Source organism: Pseudomonas sp. UC 17F4, from assembly GCF_900101695.1.
Taxonomy (GTDB): Bacteria; Pseudomonadota; Gammaproteobacteria; order Pseudomonadales; family Pseudomonadaceae; genus Aquipseudomonas.
On record NZ_FNKV01000001.1, the window covers coordinates 1,436,817 to 1,449,324 of the forward strand.

At 63.0% G+C, this 12,508-nt stretch carries 12 protein-coding genes; 3 read left to right on the forward strand and 9 right to left on the reverse strand.

Annotation, left to right across the window (positions count from 1 at the left end):
• Nucleotides 1-2: 2 nt before the first annotated feature.
• Together lptE and leuS are read right to left on the reverse strand one after the other, a co-directional pair.
• Complete coding sequence (gene lptE / locus BLR26_RS06660) at nucleotides 3-608, reverse strand: LPS-assembly lipoprotein LptE (protein WP_093379191.1); 606 nt, start codon at nucleotides 606-608, stop codon at nucleotides 3-5.
• Nucleotides 609-673: 65 nt separating this feature from the next.
• Nucleotides 674-3,280, reverse strand: a complete 2,607-nt coding sequence (leuS, locus tag BLR26_RS06665; protein WP_093379194.1) for a leucine--tRNA ligase — start codon at nucleotides 3,278-3,280, stop codon at nucleotides 674-676.
• Nucleotides 3,281-3,520: 240 nt separating this feature from the next.
• Between leuS and BLR26_RS06670 the strand changes: the two genes are divergently transcribed.
• Both BLR26_RS06670 and BLR26_RS06675 read left to right on the forward strand, forming a co-directional pair.
• Nucleotides 3,521-3,835, forward strand: a complete 315-nt coding sequence (locus BLR26_RS06670) for a hypothetical protein (protein WP_045199850.1) — start codon at nucleotides 3,521-3,523, stop codon at nucleotides 3,833-3,835.
• 124 nt (nucleotides 3,836-3,959) lie between these two features.
• Nucleotides 3,960-4,721, forward strand: a complete 762-nt coding sequence (locus tag BLR26_RS06675; RefSeq protein ID WP_093379198.1) for a YdcF family protein — start codon at nucleotides 3,960-3,962, stop codon at nucleotides 4,719-4,721.
• Here the strand turns inward: BLR26_RS06675 and lnt are convergent.
• From lnt to miaB, 5 genes are all read right to left on the reverse strand, one after another.
• Nucleotides 4,718-6,235, reverse strand: coding sequence for an apolipoprotein N-acyltransferase (gene lnt / locus BLR26_RS06680; RefSeq protein WP_045199845.1), 1,518 nt, complete (start codon nucleotides 6,233-6,235; stop codon nucleotides 4,718-4,720). The genes BLR26_RS06675 and lnt overlap by 4 nt on opposite strands.
• A gap of 8 nt (nucleotides 6,236-6,243) precedes the next feature.
• Entirely contained in the window at nucleotides 6,244-7,083 is an 840-nt protein-coding gene (locus BLR26_RS06685) for an HlyC/CorC family transporter (RefSeq protein ID WP_010222913.1), read from the reverse strand.
• Nucleotides 7,084-7,088: 5 nt separating this feature from the next.
• Nucleotides 7,089-7,586, reverse strand: a complete 498-nt coding sequence (gene ybeY / locus BLR26_RS06690) for an rRNA maturation RNase YbeY (protein WP_093379201.1) — start codon at nucleotides 7,584-7,586, stop codon at nucleotides 7,089-7,091.
• Nucleotides 7,579-8,580, reverse strand: coding sequence for a PhoH family protein (locus tag BLR26_RS06695; RefSeq protein WP_045199842.1), 1,002 nt, complete (start codon nucleotides 8,578-8,580; stop codon nucleotides 7,579-7,581). Before BLR26_RS06695 ends, ybeY begins: the two co-directional genes overlap by 8 nt.
• 123 nt (nucleotides 8,581-8,703) lie before the next feature.
• Entirely contained in the window at nucleotides 8,704-10,032 is a 1,329-nt protein-coding gene (gene miaB / locus BLR26_RS06700) for a tRNA (N6-isopentenyl adenosine(37)-C2)-methylthiotransferase MiaB (RefSeq protein ID WP_045199840.1), read from the reverse strand.
• Nucleotides 10,033-10,162: 130 nt separating this feature from the next.
• Between miaB and BLR26_RS06705 the strand changes: the two genes are divergently transcribed.
• Complete coding sequence (locus BLR26_RS06705) at nucleotides 10,163-10,489, forward strand: DUF1820 family protein (protein WP_010222917.1); 327 nt, start codon at nucleotides 10,163-10,165, stop codon at nucleotides 10,487-10,489.
• A 7-nt stretch (nucleotides 10,490-10,496) separates the two neighbouring features.
• On the opposite strand, the gene BLR26_RS06710 is transcribed toward BLR26_RS06705, so the two are convergent.
• Nucleotides 10,497-11,045: a tetratricopeptide repeat protein gene (locus BLR26_RS06710; protein ID WP_045199838.1), complete on the reverse strand. Its 549-nt coding sequence runs from the start codon at nucleotides 11,043-11,045 to the stop codon at nucleotides 10,497-10,499.
• A 170-nt stretch (nucleotides 11,046-11,215) separates the two neighbouring features.
• Complete coding sequence (hemL, locus tag BLR26_RS06715; RefSeq protein WP_045199836.1) at nucleotides 11,216-12,496, reverse strand: glutamate-1-semialdehyde 2,1-aminomutase; 1,281 nt, start codon at nucleotides 12,494-12,496, stop codon at nucleotides 11,216-11,218.
• Between the last annotated feature and the right edge of the window lie 12 nt (nucleotides 12,497-12,508).

Sequence of the window (12,508 nt, forward strand, 5' to 3'; positions counted from 1 at the left end):
TCTCAGTTGCGCGGCAGTTGCAGCGGCGACTGCTGAGGCGTTTCGTCCTGGGCACGGCGGGCAGCTTCCAGGGCGTCGGCTTCGGCTTGCGCACGTTCGTCAGCCTTTTGTTGCAGGCCTTCAAGCTGGCTCGGGGTCAGCAGTTGCAGGCGTACGAGCATGTTCTGCACCAGGTCGCGGCGCATTTCCTTGCGGGTCTGGTTGGCTTCCTGGTCGGAACCGGTGATGTTGTTGCCGTCATGCACGTAGACCTTGCGCACTTCGAGCTTGTCGTTGAGCAGGTTGGTGTCGTTGTGACCTTCGATACTGTAGCTCAGCACGGTGGTCAGTTCGTACTCGGCCGAGCGCCCGGAACCGGCGTAGGTTGCCGCACGCTGGGACTCTTGTTCGTTGGTCAGCACCAGCTTGTAAGGCGCGCCGGCGTGGACATTGACGCCGTTGCTTTGCAATGCCTGGCGCAACTGCAGCACGGTATCGCCGTAGGCGTTACGCGCGCTCAGGTCCAGTTCCTTGATCGCCAGTTCCGTGTTGCCGGTACCGCGCAGCTGGAAACCGCAGGCGCTGAGCATCACGGCCAGGCCCATTACCAGCAGATTGCGTTTGATCATGTTGTAGCTCCCTTGTGGGCCGATTCTGTGCGCCGGCCCGCGCTGTGGCGGGCCGGCGTTTCCTGTCAGTTGGCGACGATGTTGACCAGCTTGCCCGGTACCACGATGACCTTGCGGATGCTCAGGCCTTCGGTGAAGCGCAGCACGTTCTCGTTGCTGCGCGCGGCGGCTTCGACTTCTTCACGGCTGGCCGCGGCCGGCATTTCGATCTGGCCACGCAGCTTGCCGTTGACCTGGATGACCAGGACGATGCTGTCCTGGACCAGGGCGCCCTCGTCCAGTACCGGCCAGGCCGCATCGATCACTGCGTCCTGGTGGCCCAGGCGCTGCCACAGCTCGTGGCTGATGTGCGGGGTAATCGGTGCCAGCAGCAAGGTTACAGCTTCCAGGCCTTCCTGCAGCAGGGCGCGGTCCTGTTCGCTGGCTTGCGGGGCTTTCTCCAGTACGTTCATCACGGTCATCACCTGGGCGATGGCGGTGTTGAACTTGTGGTGCTGGCCGACATCGGTGCTGGCCTGCTTGATGGCTGCGTGGATGGCGCGGCGGATCACTTTTTGCCCGTCATCGAGGCTGGCGACATCCAGCTTGCCCGGCAGGCCCTGGGCCACGTGGGCCTGGGCCAGGCGCCAGACGCGGCGCAGGAAGCGGTTGGCACCTTCGACACCGGAGTCGGACCATTCCAGGCTCATGTCCGGCGGCGAGGCGAACATCATGAACAGGCGGCAGGTGTCGGCGCCGTAGGCTTCGATCATCGCCTGCGGGTCAACGCCGTTGTTCTTGGACTTGGACATCTTCTCGGTGCCGCCGATCTCGACCGGCAGGCCGTCGGTTTTCAGCGTGGCGCCGATGATCTTGGCCTTTGCGTCGCGCTCGATCTCGACGTCGGCCGGGTTGAACCAGTCCTTGCCGCCGTTGCTGGCAACGCGGTAGTAGGTTTCGGCAACGACCATGCCCTGGGTCAGCAGGTTCTTGAACGGCTCGTTGGAGGTGACCAGGCCTTCGTCGCGCATCAGCTTGTGGAAGAAGCGCGCGTACAGCAGGTGCAGGATCGCGTGTTCGATACCGCCGATGTACTGGTCGACCGGCAGCCAATGGTTGGCCGCTTTCGGGTCGACCATGCCGCCTTCGTAGTTAGGCGAGGCGTAGCGGGCGAAGTACCACGACGACTCGACGAAGGTGTCCATGGTGTCGGTTTCACGCTTGGCCGCGGTGCCGCATTTCGGGCAGCTGCACTCGTAGAACTCGGGCATGCGCGCCAGCGGCGAGCCGGCGCCATCGGGCACGACGTTTTCTGGCAGGATGACCGGCAGTTGCTCTTCCGGTACCGGCACATCGCCACAGGACGGGCAGTGGATAATCGGGATCGGGCAGCCCCAGTAGCGCTGGCGGCTGATGCCCCAGTCGCGCAGGCGGAACTGGGTGCGGGATTTGCCCAGCTCTTTCTTGATCAGCGCCACTTCGATGGCGTCGAACGCGCCGGCGAAGTCCAGGCCGTCGAATTCGCCGGAATTGATCAGCTGGCCGTGCTCGCCATAGGCGGCCAGCCACTCGTTGCCGACTTCATCGCCGGCACTGGTGCGCACCACGGCCTTCACTGGCAGGTTGTACTTGTGGGCGAACTCGAAATCGCGCTCGTCGTGTGCCGGTACCGCCATTACTGCGCCATCGCCGTAGTGCATCAGCACGTAGTTGGCGACCCACACCGGCAACTTCTCGCCGGTCAGCGGGTGCTCGACGAACAGCGAGGTGGCCAGGCCCTTTTTCTCCTGGGTGGCGATGTCGGCTTCAGCGACGCTGCCGCTCTTGCATTCATCGATGAAGGCTTGCAGCTCGGGGTTGCCCTGGGCGGCCTGGGTGGCCAGCGGGTGCTCGGCGGCAACGGCCACGTAGGTGGCGCCCATCAGGGTGTCCGGACGGGTGGTGAAGACTTTCAGCACCCCGGCGTGGCCGATGCTGGCCTGGTCGTAGGGGAACTGCACTTCCATGCCGCGGGACTTGCCGATCCAGTTGCGCTGCATGGTCTTGACCTGCTCAGGCCAGCCCGGCAACTCGTCGAGGCTTTCCAGCAGCTCGTCGGCGTAGTCGGTGATCTTGAAGTAGTACATCGGGATTTCGCGCTTCTCGATCAGCGCGCCCGAACGCCAGCCGCGACCGTCGATGACCTGCTCGTTGGCGAGCACGGTCTGGTCGGCCGGGTCCCAGTTCACGGTACCGTTCTTGCGGTAGATCACGCCTTTTTCGAACAGGCGGGTGAACAGCCACTGTTCCCAGCGGTAGTAGTCCGGCTTGCAAGTGGTGACTTCACGCGACCAGTCGAATGCCAGGCCCAGGCTCTTGAGCTGGGTCTTCATGTAGTCGATGTTTTCGTAGGTCCACTTGGCCGGGGCGACGTTGTTCTTCATCGCGGCGTTTTCCGCCGGCATGCCGAAGGCGTCCCAGCCCATTGGCTGCAGGACGTTCTTGCCGAGCATGCGCTGGTAACGGGCGATCACGTCACCGATGGTGTAGTTGCGCACGTGGCCCATATGTAGCTTGCCGCTTGGGTACGGGAACATCGATAGGCAGTAGTACGTGTCCTTGCCTGGCTGTTCACTGACTTCAAAAGACTTTCGCTCATCCCAGTAAGACTGGGCGGCGGCTTCGATTTCGCGGGGCTGATAGAGTTCGTGCATGGCTACTTTGCGCTGAGAAATGGGAGACCTTATCCAGGCAGCGATCAAACCGCTGCATCGGCAATCCGGTGTCAAGTATGGTGAACGCCCTAGCATACATGACCCCTGTCCACCGAGGGAAACCCTGATTGCACCGCCTTTGGCGCGGCGGGCCGTTGGTCGCGGCGTCCGGCTGCTTTTGCGAGTAACGCTAAGCTCATGTGTGGGGGGAGATATATTTATCTTCAATGAGGTGAACGGATGGGAGAGTCGCAGCAACAAGTAACCAAACCGGAGCTTTACGAACGGCTGATCGATCGTCTGGGCCTGGCCCTCGAGGTCGCCAGAACCTCCGTTCGATTACGCGATGAAGTGCCTGCTGAATTGGAGTTGCGTGGTTTGAGCCGCGCTGAATTCGAAGTGATCAAGGCCTATCTGGAATCCCTTCCGGAGGGCGGGCATGGACGCGTCGGCGCATTGCCACACGTGGAGACGCCACCTGCGGCCAGAGTTGTCTGGCTCAAGGACAAGCGCTCCGCTACCACAGCGAAGTCCAGGACGCTGCATTTCAAGTAGCTGTTCGGGTTTTTCCGGCGCAAGGCGGAGTGCGCCACTGCAGCAAAAACTTCCCGGAGCGGCACCTGACTATTGTTGCCAGGTGCCGTTCCTCTTAGGCTGCGCACCTCCAAGGAGGTGTCCTGTGCCCATTCGCTATCTCATCAAACAAATGATCATGCCGCCTGGCATCCTGTTTCTTTTGCTGATTGCTGCCTGGTGGCTACGCAATTCCTGGCCGCGGCTGTCGACCCTGTGCTTTGTCCTGGGCCTGGGCGGCTTGTGGCTGATGAGCCTGCCGATCGTGGTGGAGCAGGCTGCCCGGCAACTGGAAAGCGAGCCGGCACTGGCCCGCAGCCAGTGGGTGGGGCTTGCGCAACAGGCCGATGCCATCGTCATCCTCGGGGCCGGGCGCGAGCGCGGCGACCCTGCCTGGGACTCGCAGGACCAGCCCACGGGCGTGGCCATGGAGCGCATGCGTTACGCCGCGCAGCTGGCCAAGGCCTCGGGGTTGCCAGTATTGACCAGCGGCGGTCTGCATTACGGTACGCCGCCCAGCGAAGCACAGCTGATGGCCGACTCGTTGCAACGCGATCTGGGCGTGAGCGTACGCTGGAAGGAAGAACGCAGCCGTACCACCTGGGAAAACGCGCAGATGAGTGCCGAGTTGTTGCAGCCTCTGGGGATCAAGCGCGTAGTGGTGGTGACCCAGGCCTGGCACATGCAGCGTTCACGCTGGAGCTTCGAGCAGGCGGGGTTTGTCGTGGTGCCGGCACCGGTGGGCTTTCTGGGTCGTGACCATGCCCGACCCTTCGGTGGCTGGCTGCCGGAAGGCAAGTCGTTGTGGCAGAGCGGCCAACTGCTCAATGAGGCAGTCGGCCTGCTCGGCTACAAGCTGGTCTACTAGACGGTCTTGGCGATCCGGCTGGCCAGCAGGGCCCAGCCCAGCAGCAACGCGCAGAGAATCACCAGTGGCCAGGAGCGCCACTGCAGGTAAGGGGTGAGTTGCTGCATCGGCACCACTTCGCCATAGAGGATGCCGCGCTCGAACTGCGGGATCTGTGCGGTGATGCGCCCGAACGGGTCGATCAGGCCGGTGACACCGTTGTTGGTGGCGCGGATCATCCAGCGGCCGGCTTCCAGGGCACGCATCTGCGCCATCTGCAGATGCTGCAGGGGGCCGATCGAGGTGCCGAACCAGGTGTCGTTGCTGATGGTCAGGAGGATATCGCTGCGGGCCGCCAGGCTTGCGGCAAACTCCGGATAAACCACTTCGTAGCAGATGTACGGCGCGATTTGATAGCCCTTGGCCTGCAACAGTGGCTGATCGGCCGGGCCACGGGCGAAGTCCGACATTGGCAGGTCAAAGAAGGCGATCAGGCCACGGAGCATGTCCTGCAGCGGCACGTACTCGCCAAATGGCACCAGTTTCTGCTTGAGGTAGGTGCCATCGCCTTCGCCGGTGACAGTGATGCCGTTGTAATAGCGGCGTTGCTCGTGCACCACTTCACGTACCGGAACCCCGGTGATCAAGGCGGTATTACGCTCGGCGGCGAAGTTGCCCATCATGTCCAGGTAGCCCTGGGCCTGGTCCTTGAGGATCGGCACCGCGGTTTCCGGCCACACCAGCAGGTCGACCGGCTTGGAACTGAAGCTCATGTCGCGGTACAGGGCCAGTTGAGCGTTGACGTGTTCGGGGTTCCACTTCATTTCCTGCTCGACGTTGCCTTGCAGCGCAGCAACGGTCAGCGGCTTGCCCGCCGGGCTGGTCCAGGCATGGTTTTTCAGCGCCAGGCCGATGGCCCAGGGCGCCAGCAGCAAGACCACGGCCACTGCCAGAAACGACGTGCGCGCGCGCAGGCGTGGCAGGTTGCACAGCAGCGCCGCGCACAGCGCCAGGCAGAACGAGATCAGCCACATGCCGCCCAGCGGCGCCAGGCCCGACAGCGGGCCGTCGAGCTGGCTGTAACCGGAGTACAGCCAGGGGAAACCGGTAAGGAACCAGCCGCGGAACGCCTCCTGGCCGACCCATAAGGCGGCGAAGCACAGAGCATCGGCCAACGGCGCCTCGTTGCGCCGTAGCCAGCGCGCCCAGAGCCAGGCGGGCAGGGCGAAGAACCAGGCAATGGCGGCAAAGAACGCCAGCAACAGCCCGGTGGCCAGCAGCGGCGTGGCGCCGCCGTAGGTATTGATGCTGACGTAGATCCAGCTGGTGCCGGCGGCGTACAGGCCAAAGCCGAAGCACCAGCCGCGGCCCAGGGCCTGGCGCGGGCTGAGCTCGCGCAGGCCGAGGTAGAACAGGCCGGCCGCAAGCAATGCCAGCGGCCAGATGTCGAACGGCGCCAGGGCCAGGGTGGTGATTGCACCGGCCGCCACGGCCAGCAGGTTACCGGGCCAGCCGGGGCGGGTGATCCAGCGCATGGTTGTCCTTAACGGGTGATAGGGGTCAGACGCAGCAGGTGAATCCGGCGGCTGTCGGCGTTGAGAATACGGAAACGGTACGGGCCGATCTCGGTGGTCTCGTTACGCTTGGGCAGGTGGCCGAAGGCGCTCATCACCAGGCCGCCGACGGTGTCGAACTCGTCGTCGGAGAACTGGCTGTCGAAGAACTCGTTGAAGTTCTCGATCGGCGTCAGCGCCTTGATCAGGAAGTCGCCGCTGGGCAGCGGCTTGATGTAGCTGTCTTCCTCGACGTCATGCTCGTCTTCGATGTCGCCGACGATTTGCTCGAGGACGTCTTCGATGGTCACCAGGCCCGCCACGCCGCCGTACTCGTCGATGACGATGGCCATGTGGTTGTGGTTGGCGCGAAACTCGCGCAGCAGCACGTTCAGGCGCTTGGACTCGGGCACGAAGGTGGCCGGGCGCAGCAGGTCCTTGATGTTGAAGCTGTCGCCGTTCTCCTTGAGGATCAACGGCAGCAGGTCTTTGGCCAGCAGCACGCCGAGCACGTCATCGTGGCTTTCGCCGACCACCGGGTAGCGCGAGTGGGCGGCGTCGATCACCGCCGGCAGGAACTCACGCGGCGACTGGGTCGCCTTGATGCTCATCATCTGCGAGCGCGGCACCATGATGTCGCGTACCTGCAGGTCGGCGACCTGGATGGCGCCCTCGACAATGGTCAGCGCCTCGCTGTCGAGCAGCTTGTTCTGATGGGCTTCGCGCAGCAGCTCAAGCAGCTCCTGACGGTTTTTCGGCTCGTGGGCAAAAGCCTGGGTCAGTTTGCCCAGCCAGGACTTTTGCCCGTTGCTCGATCGATCTTCGCTCATGGCGGTTACTCGTGATCCTTTGCAGATATCAGTGTTGAATTGTCGTCGTGTTCGTCGTCGGCGTACGGGTCCGGATGACCCAGTTCAGCAAGCAACGTTCGTTCCAGTGCTTCCATTTCCTCGGCCTCATCGTCGTCGATGTGGTCGTAGCCCAGCAGGTGCAGGCAGCCATGGATGACCAGGTGCGCCCAGTGGGCCTCGAGCGCCTTGCCCTGTTCGACAGCCTCGCGTTCGACCACGGCGATGCAGATCACCAGGTCGCCGAGCAGCGGAATGTCGAGCAACTCGTCAGGCACATCGGCCGGGAACGACAGCACGTTGGTGGCGTAGTCCTTGCCCCGCCAGGTGTGATTCAGTTCGCGGCCTTCGGCTTCATCGACCAGGCGGATGGTCATTTCCGAGCCGGCCGTGCGCTGGCGCAGGGCCAGCTCGCACCATTGGCGGAATTGATCTTCGGTCGGGTGGTTCGCATCGCTTGCCAGCTGCAGATCGAGCTCAAGCATCGCGGTGTTTGCCTTCGGTCGGGTTCTGCTGCTGGCTGTCGAAGCGCTCGTAGGCCTCGACAATGCGCTGCACCAACGGGTGGCGGACCACGTCCTTGGGCTGGAAGTGCGTAAAGCTGATGCCTGGCACGCCCTTGAGCACCTCGATGACGTGGGCCAGGCCCGACTTGGTGCCACGCGGCAGGTCGACCTGGGTGATGTCACCGGTGATCACCGCGGTGGAACCGAAACCAATGCGGGTGAGGAACATCTTCATCTGCTCGACCGTGGTGTTCTGGCTTTCGTCGAGGATGATGAAGCTGTTGTTCAGGGTGCGCCCGCGCATGTAGGCCAGCGGCGCGATCTCGATCACCTGGCGTTCGATCAGCTTGGCCACGTGTTCAAAGCCGAGCATCTCGTACAGCGCGTCATACAGCGGGCGCAGGTACGGGTCGATCTTCTGTGCCAGGTCGCCGGGCAGGAAGCCGAGTTTTTCACCCGCTTCGACCGCCGGACGCACCAGCAGGATGCGTCGCACCTGTTCACGCTCCAGGGCATCAACCGCGCAGGCCACGGCCAGGTAGGTCTTGCCGGTACCGGCCGGGCCGATGCCGAAGTTGATGTCGTTGCCGAGGATTTCCTTCACGTAGCGCTGCTGGTTCAGCCCGCGCGGACGAATCATGCCCTTGCGCGTGCGCAAGGAAACACTGACTTCGTTGACGGCCGGGTTCTCCAGCTCTTCGACGGCCGATTCCTGCAGGTACAGGTGGACCATTTCCGGCGACAGCTCGGTGGCCTTGGCCTCGCGATAGAGGCGGCGCAGCAGTTGCTCGGCAGAGGAGGTGTGCTTGGGTTCGCCGATCAGTTCGAACTGATTGCCGCGGTTGCGGATTTCGATGGCCAGGCGCTGTTCGATCAGGCGCAAATGCTCGTCGAACTGCCCGCACAGGTTGGCGAAGCGATGGGCCTCGAAAGGCTCGAGGATGAAACGATGTGGTTCGATAGGTGCGTTCAAGGTCGTTTTTCAGCCGCCCAACGGCAAAGGATATGGTCTCAAGGATAACCCTAGCCGCTGCAGGGCGAAAGCGCTGAAACGATCAAGGGTCGCCGGGCCTGTAACCAGGCCCGGCAGGACAGCTCAGTGGGCCAGCGAGCCGAACAGCGAGTGTGGGCGCGCGTCGTCGATATGGATATCGACGAACTGGCCGATCAGCTTGGGATTGTCGCAGCGAAAGTTGACGATACGATTATTCTCGGTACGCCCCTGCAACTGGCCAGGATCGCGGCGCGAGTAGTCGGTGACCAGAATGCGCTGGACCGTACCGACCATTTGTCGGCTGATCTCGAAGCCCTGGGTGTCGAGGCGGTGCTGCAGGGCCTTGAGGCGCTCTTTTTTCAGTTCTTCCGGGGTTTCGTCCGGCAAGTCCGAGGCCGGGGTGCCCGGGCGCTGGCTGTAGACGAACGAGTAGGAAAAATCGAAACCGACGTCGGCCACCAGCTTCATGGTCTGCTCGAAGTCTTTCTCGGTTTCGCCGGGGAAGCCGACAATGAAGTCCGAGCTGATGCAGATGCCCGGTACCGCCGCCTTGAGCTTGCGCAGCTTGGACTTGTACTCGAGGACGGTGTGGTTGCGCTTCATCGCCGCCAGCACCCGGTCGGAGCCCGATTGCACCGGCAGGTGCAGGTGCTTGACCAGCTCCGGCACCTCGGCGTGGGCCTGGATCAGGCTGTCGGAAAATTCCAGCGGGTGCGAGGTGGTGTAGCGGATGCGCTCGATGCCATCGACGGCGGCGACCACGCGGATCAGCTCGGCAAGGTCGGCAAGGCGGCCGTCGTGGGTCTGGCCGCGGTAGCCGTTGACGTTCTGCCCCAACAGGGTGACTTCACGCACGCCGTTCTCGGCCAGGTGGATGACCTCGGCCAGCACGTCGTCGAACGGCCGGCTGACTTCCTCGCCGCGGGTGTAGGGCACCACGCAGAAGGTGCAGTACTTGCTGCAGCCTTCCATCACTGAGACATAGGCGGTGGGGCCGTCGATGCGTGGCTCGGGCAGGTGGTCGAATTTTTCGATCTCCGGGAACGACACATCGACCTGCGGCAGGCGCGTGGTGCGTGCGGCGTCGATCATCTCCGGCAGGCGGTGCAGGGTCTGCGGGCCGAAGACCACGTCGACATAGGGCGCGCGCTTGCGGATCGACTCGCCTTCCTGGCTGGCCACGCAGCCGCCGACGGCGATGACCATGTCCGGTTTGAGGTCCTTGAGTTCACGCCAGCGGCCCAGCTGGGAGTACACCCGGTCCTGGGCACGCTCGCGGATCGAGCAGGTGTTGAGCAGGATGACGTCGGCGTCTTCGGCGCGGGCCGTGACTTCAAGGGCTTGATGTTCACCCAGCAGATCGACCATGCGCGAGCTGTCGTACTCGTTCATCTGGCAACCGTGGGTTTCGATGTAAAGCTTCTTGGCCATGGGAGATCATCTGGTAATTCGAAGAACCGCACATTATAAGGGGCCGGCGCCGTGGATCCTAGCGTTGTCGGCCCGGTGCCTATGTTATAGTTTGCGACTTCTTTACCACCCTTGATTGTCCCCGCCCAAAATGACCAAACGCGAAGCTCCGATCTACAAAGTGATCTTTCTCAACCAGGGCCAGGTGTACGAGATGTACGCCAAACAGATCTACCAAAGCGATCTGTGGGGCTTCCTTGAGGTCGAGGAGTTTGTCTTTGGCGAGCGCACCCAGGTGGTGGTCGACCCGAGCGAAGAAAAGCTCAAGGCCCAGTTCGAAGGCGTGGTGCGCAGCTTTGTGCCGATGCATTCGATCGTGCGTATCGACGAGGTGGAGCGTCTGGGCACGCCGAAGATCAGCGAAGCACGCGGTACTGGCAATGTAATGCCATTCCCGATGCCAATGCCGGAAAAGTAAGCGGGGATCAGGGCAGCGGCGAGAAGGGCGTGCGGCCTTCGGCGGTCTGCAGCTCCAGCAGGTACTTGCGGAAAATCTGCCCCAGCACCTGGGTGGCGACTTCCAGTTCATCGCGGGGCATCTTCGCAGACACCTCGTCGGCCATGTCCAGGGCATCTTCGGCGCCGTTGACCGCCGCCATCTTCAGCACGATGTAGGCCTGCACATTGTTGGCCGCCACACCTTCACCCTTGTAGAACATGCTGCCCAGGCGGTATTGCGCCTCGGCGTGGCCTTGCAGCGAGGCTTGCTCGAAGTAGCTCAGGGCCTGGTTGAGGTCGCGCGGGGTGTTGGTGCCCTCGTAGTAGAACTCACCCAACTCGTACTGGGCCTGGGCATCCCCGGACTTTGCCGCGTCCTGGCAGGCGGCGAGGGCTTGCGGCAGGTCTTCGGGCTGGGAATCGAGGGTGCAGCGGCCCGTTGCCGGAATCAGCAACGAGTTACCGCCTGCCGTGGCCAGCAGGGGCTGAAGAAGCAACAGGCAGCCCAGGGCGAGGGCGCGGCCGGTGCGGTTCATGGGGATCGACATACCTCTGCAAAGCTGCGGCCAAAGTGTCTGGTGGCACATTATGGGATAAGCAGCGCCTACCTTACAAAGTCTTTACTCGATTTTCTGCTTTGCAAGGCCCCATCGCGGGGCAATCGTGCGCCTGCAGGCGCACGATTGCCCCGCGATGGTCCACTGAATTACAGCTTGGCAAACGCCTTCTCAGCCGCATCCAGGGTGATCTGCAGCTCGGTGTCACCGTGGGCGATCGAGGTAAAGCCGGCTTCGAAGGCGCTTGGCGCCAGGTACACGCCACCTTCGAGCATCAGGTGGAAGAAGCGCTTGAAGCGCTCGGCATCGCTGGCCATGACGTCATCGAAAGTAACGATATCGTCGGCGCCACTGAAGTACAGGCCGAACATGCCACCGGCCTGGGTGGTGACGAACGGGATGCCAGCAGCATCGGCGCGCTGTTGCAGGCCATCGAGCAGGCGGCTGGTGAAGGCGCTCAGCTCGTCATGAAAGCCCGGGCGACTGATCAGCTTGAGGGTGGTCAGGCCGGCGGCCATGGCCAGCGGGTTGCCCGACAGGGTGCCGGCCTGGTAGACCGGGCCCAGCGGCGCGATCTGTTCCATGATCTTGCGCTTGCCGCCGAAGCAACCGACCGGCATGCCGCCGCCGACGATCTTGCCGAAGGTCGACAGGTCCGGAGTAACACCATAGTGCGCCTGGGCGCCACCCAGGGCGACGCGAAAACCGGTCATCACTTCGTCGAAAATCAACACCACGCCATGCTTGTCACACAGCGTACGCAGGCCTTCGAGGAAGCCCGGCGCCGGTGGCACGCAGTTCATGTTGCCGGCTACCGGCTCGACGATGATGCAGGCGACCTCCTGGCCGACTTCGGCGAGCATCTTCTCGACCGCGTCGATGTCGTTGAACGGCAAGGTCAGGGTGTGTTTGGCGAAGGCTGCCGGCACGCCGGCCGAGCTTGGCACGCCCTGGGTCAACAGGCCGGAGCCGGCTTTGACCAGCAGGCTGTCGGAGTGGCCGTGGTAGCAGCCTTCGAACTTGATGATGCTGTCGCGGCCGGTGTAGCCACGGGCCAGACGGATGGCGCTCATGGTCGCTTCGGTGCCGGAGCTGACCATGCGGACCATTTCCATCGAGGGCACGATCGAGCAGACCAGGTCAGCCATTTCGGTTTCCATGGCGGTTGGCGCGCCGTAAGACAAGCCGTGTTCCAGCTGCTTGCGCACCGAGTCGAGCACGTCCGGGTGGCTGTGGCCAAGGATCATCGGGCCCCAGGAACCAACGTAGTCGACGTAGCGTTTGTCATCTTCATCGGTGACATAGGCGCCAGCGGCATGCTTGAAGAACAGTGGCGTGCCGCCAACGCTCTTGAACGCCCGCACCGGCGAGTTGACGCCACCGGGGATGTGTTTCTGGGCGTTGGCAAACAGGGTTTCGGAACGAGACATGATGGGCTCTCT

Bases quoted from the DNA above. Each gene is read 5' to 3' on its own strand.
- lptE (WP_093379191.1), bottom strand. From the start codon at position 608: ATGATCAAACGCAATCTGCTGGTAATGGGCCTGGCCGTGATGCTCAGC.
- BLR26_RS06685 (WP_010222913.1), bottom strand. From the start codon at position 7,083: ATGAGCGAAGATCGATCGAGCAACGGGCAAAAGTCCTGGCTGGGCAAA.
- lnt (WP_045199845.1), bottom strand. From the start codon at position 6,235: ATGCGCTGGATCACCCGCCCCGGCTGGCCCGGTAACCTGCTGGCCGTG.
- BLR26_RS06710 (WP_045199838.1), bottom strand. From the start codon at position 11,045: ATGAACCGCACCGGCCGCGCCCTCGCCCTGGGCTGCCTGTTGCTTCTT.
- ybeY (WP_093379201.1), bottom strand. From the start codon at position 7,586: ATGCTTGAGCTCGATCTGCAGCTGGCAAGCGATGCGAACCACCCGACC.
- BLR26_RS06705 (WP_010222917.1), top strand. From the start codon at position 10,163: ATGACCAAACGCGAAGCTCCGATCTACAAAGTGATCTTTCTCAACCAG.
- BLR26_RS06670 (WP_045199850.1), top strand. From the start codon at position 3,521: ATGGGAGAGTCGCAGCAACAAGTAACCAAACCGGAGCTTTACGAACGG.
- leuS (WP_093379194.1), bottom strand. From the start codon at position 3,280: ATGCACGAACTCTATCAGCCCCGCGAAATCGAAGCCGCCGCCCAGTCT.
- miaB (WP_045199840.1), bottom strand. From the start codon at position 10,032: ATGGCCAAGAAGCTTTACATCGAAACCCACGGTTGCCAGATGAACGAG.
- hemL (WP_045199836.1), bottom strand. From the start codon at position 12,496: ATGTCTCGTTCCGAAACCCTGTTTGCCAACGCCCAGAAACACATCCCC.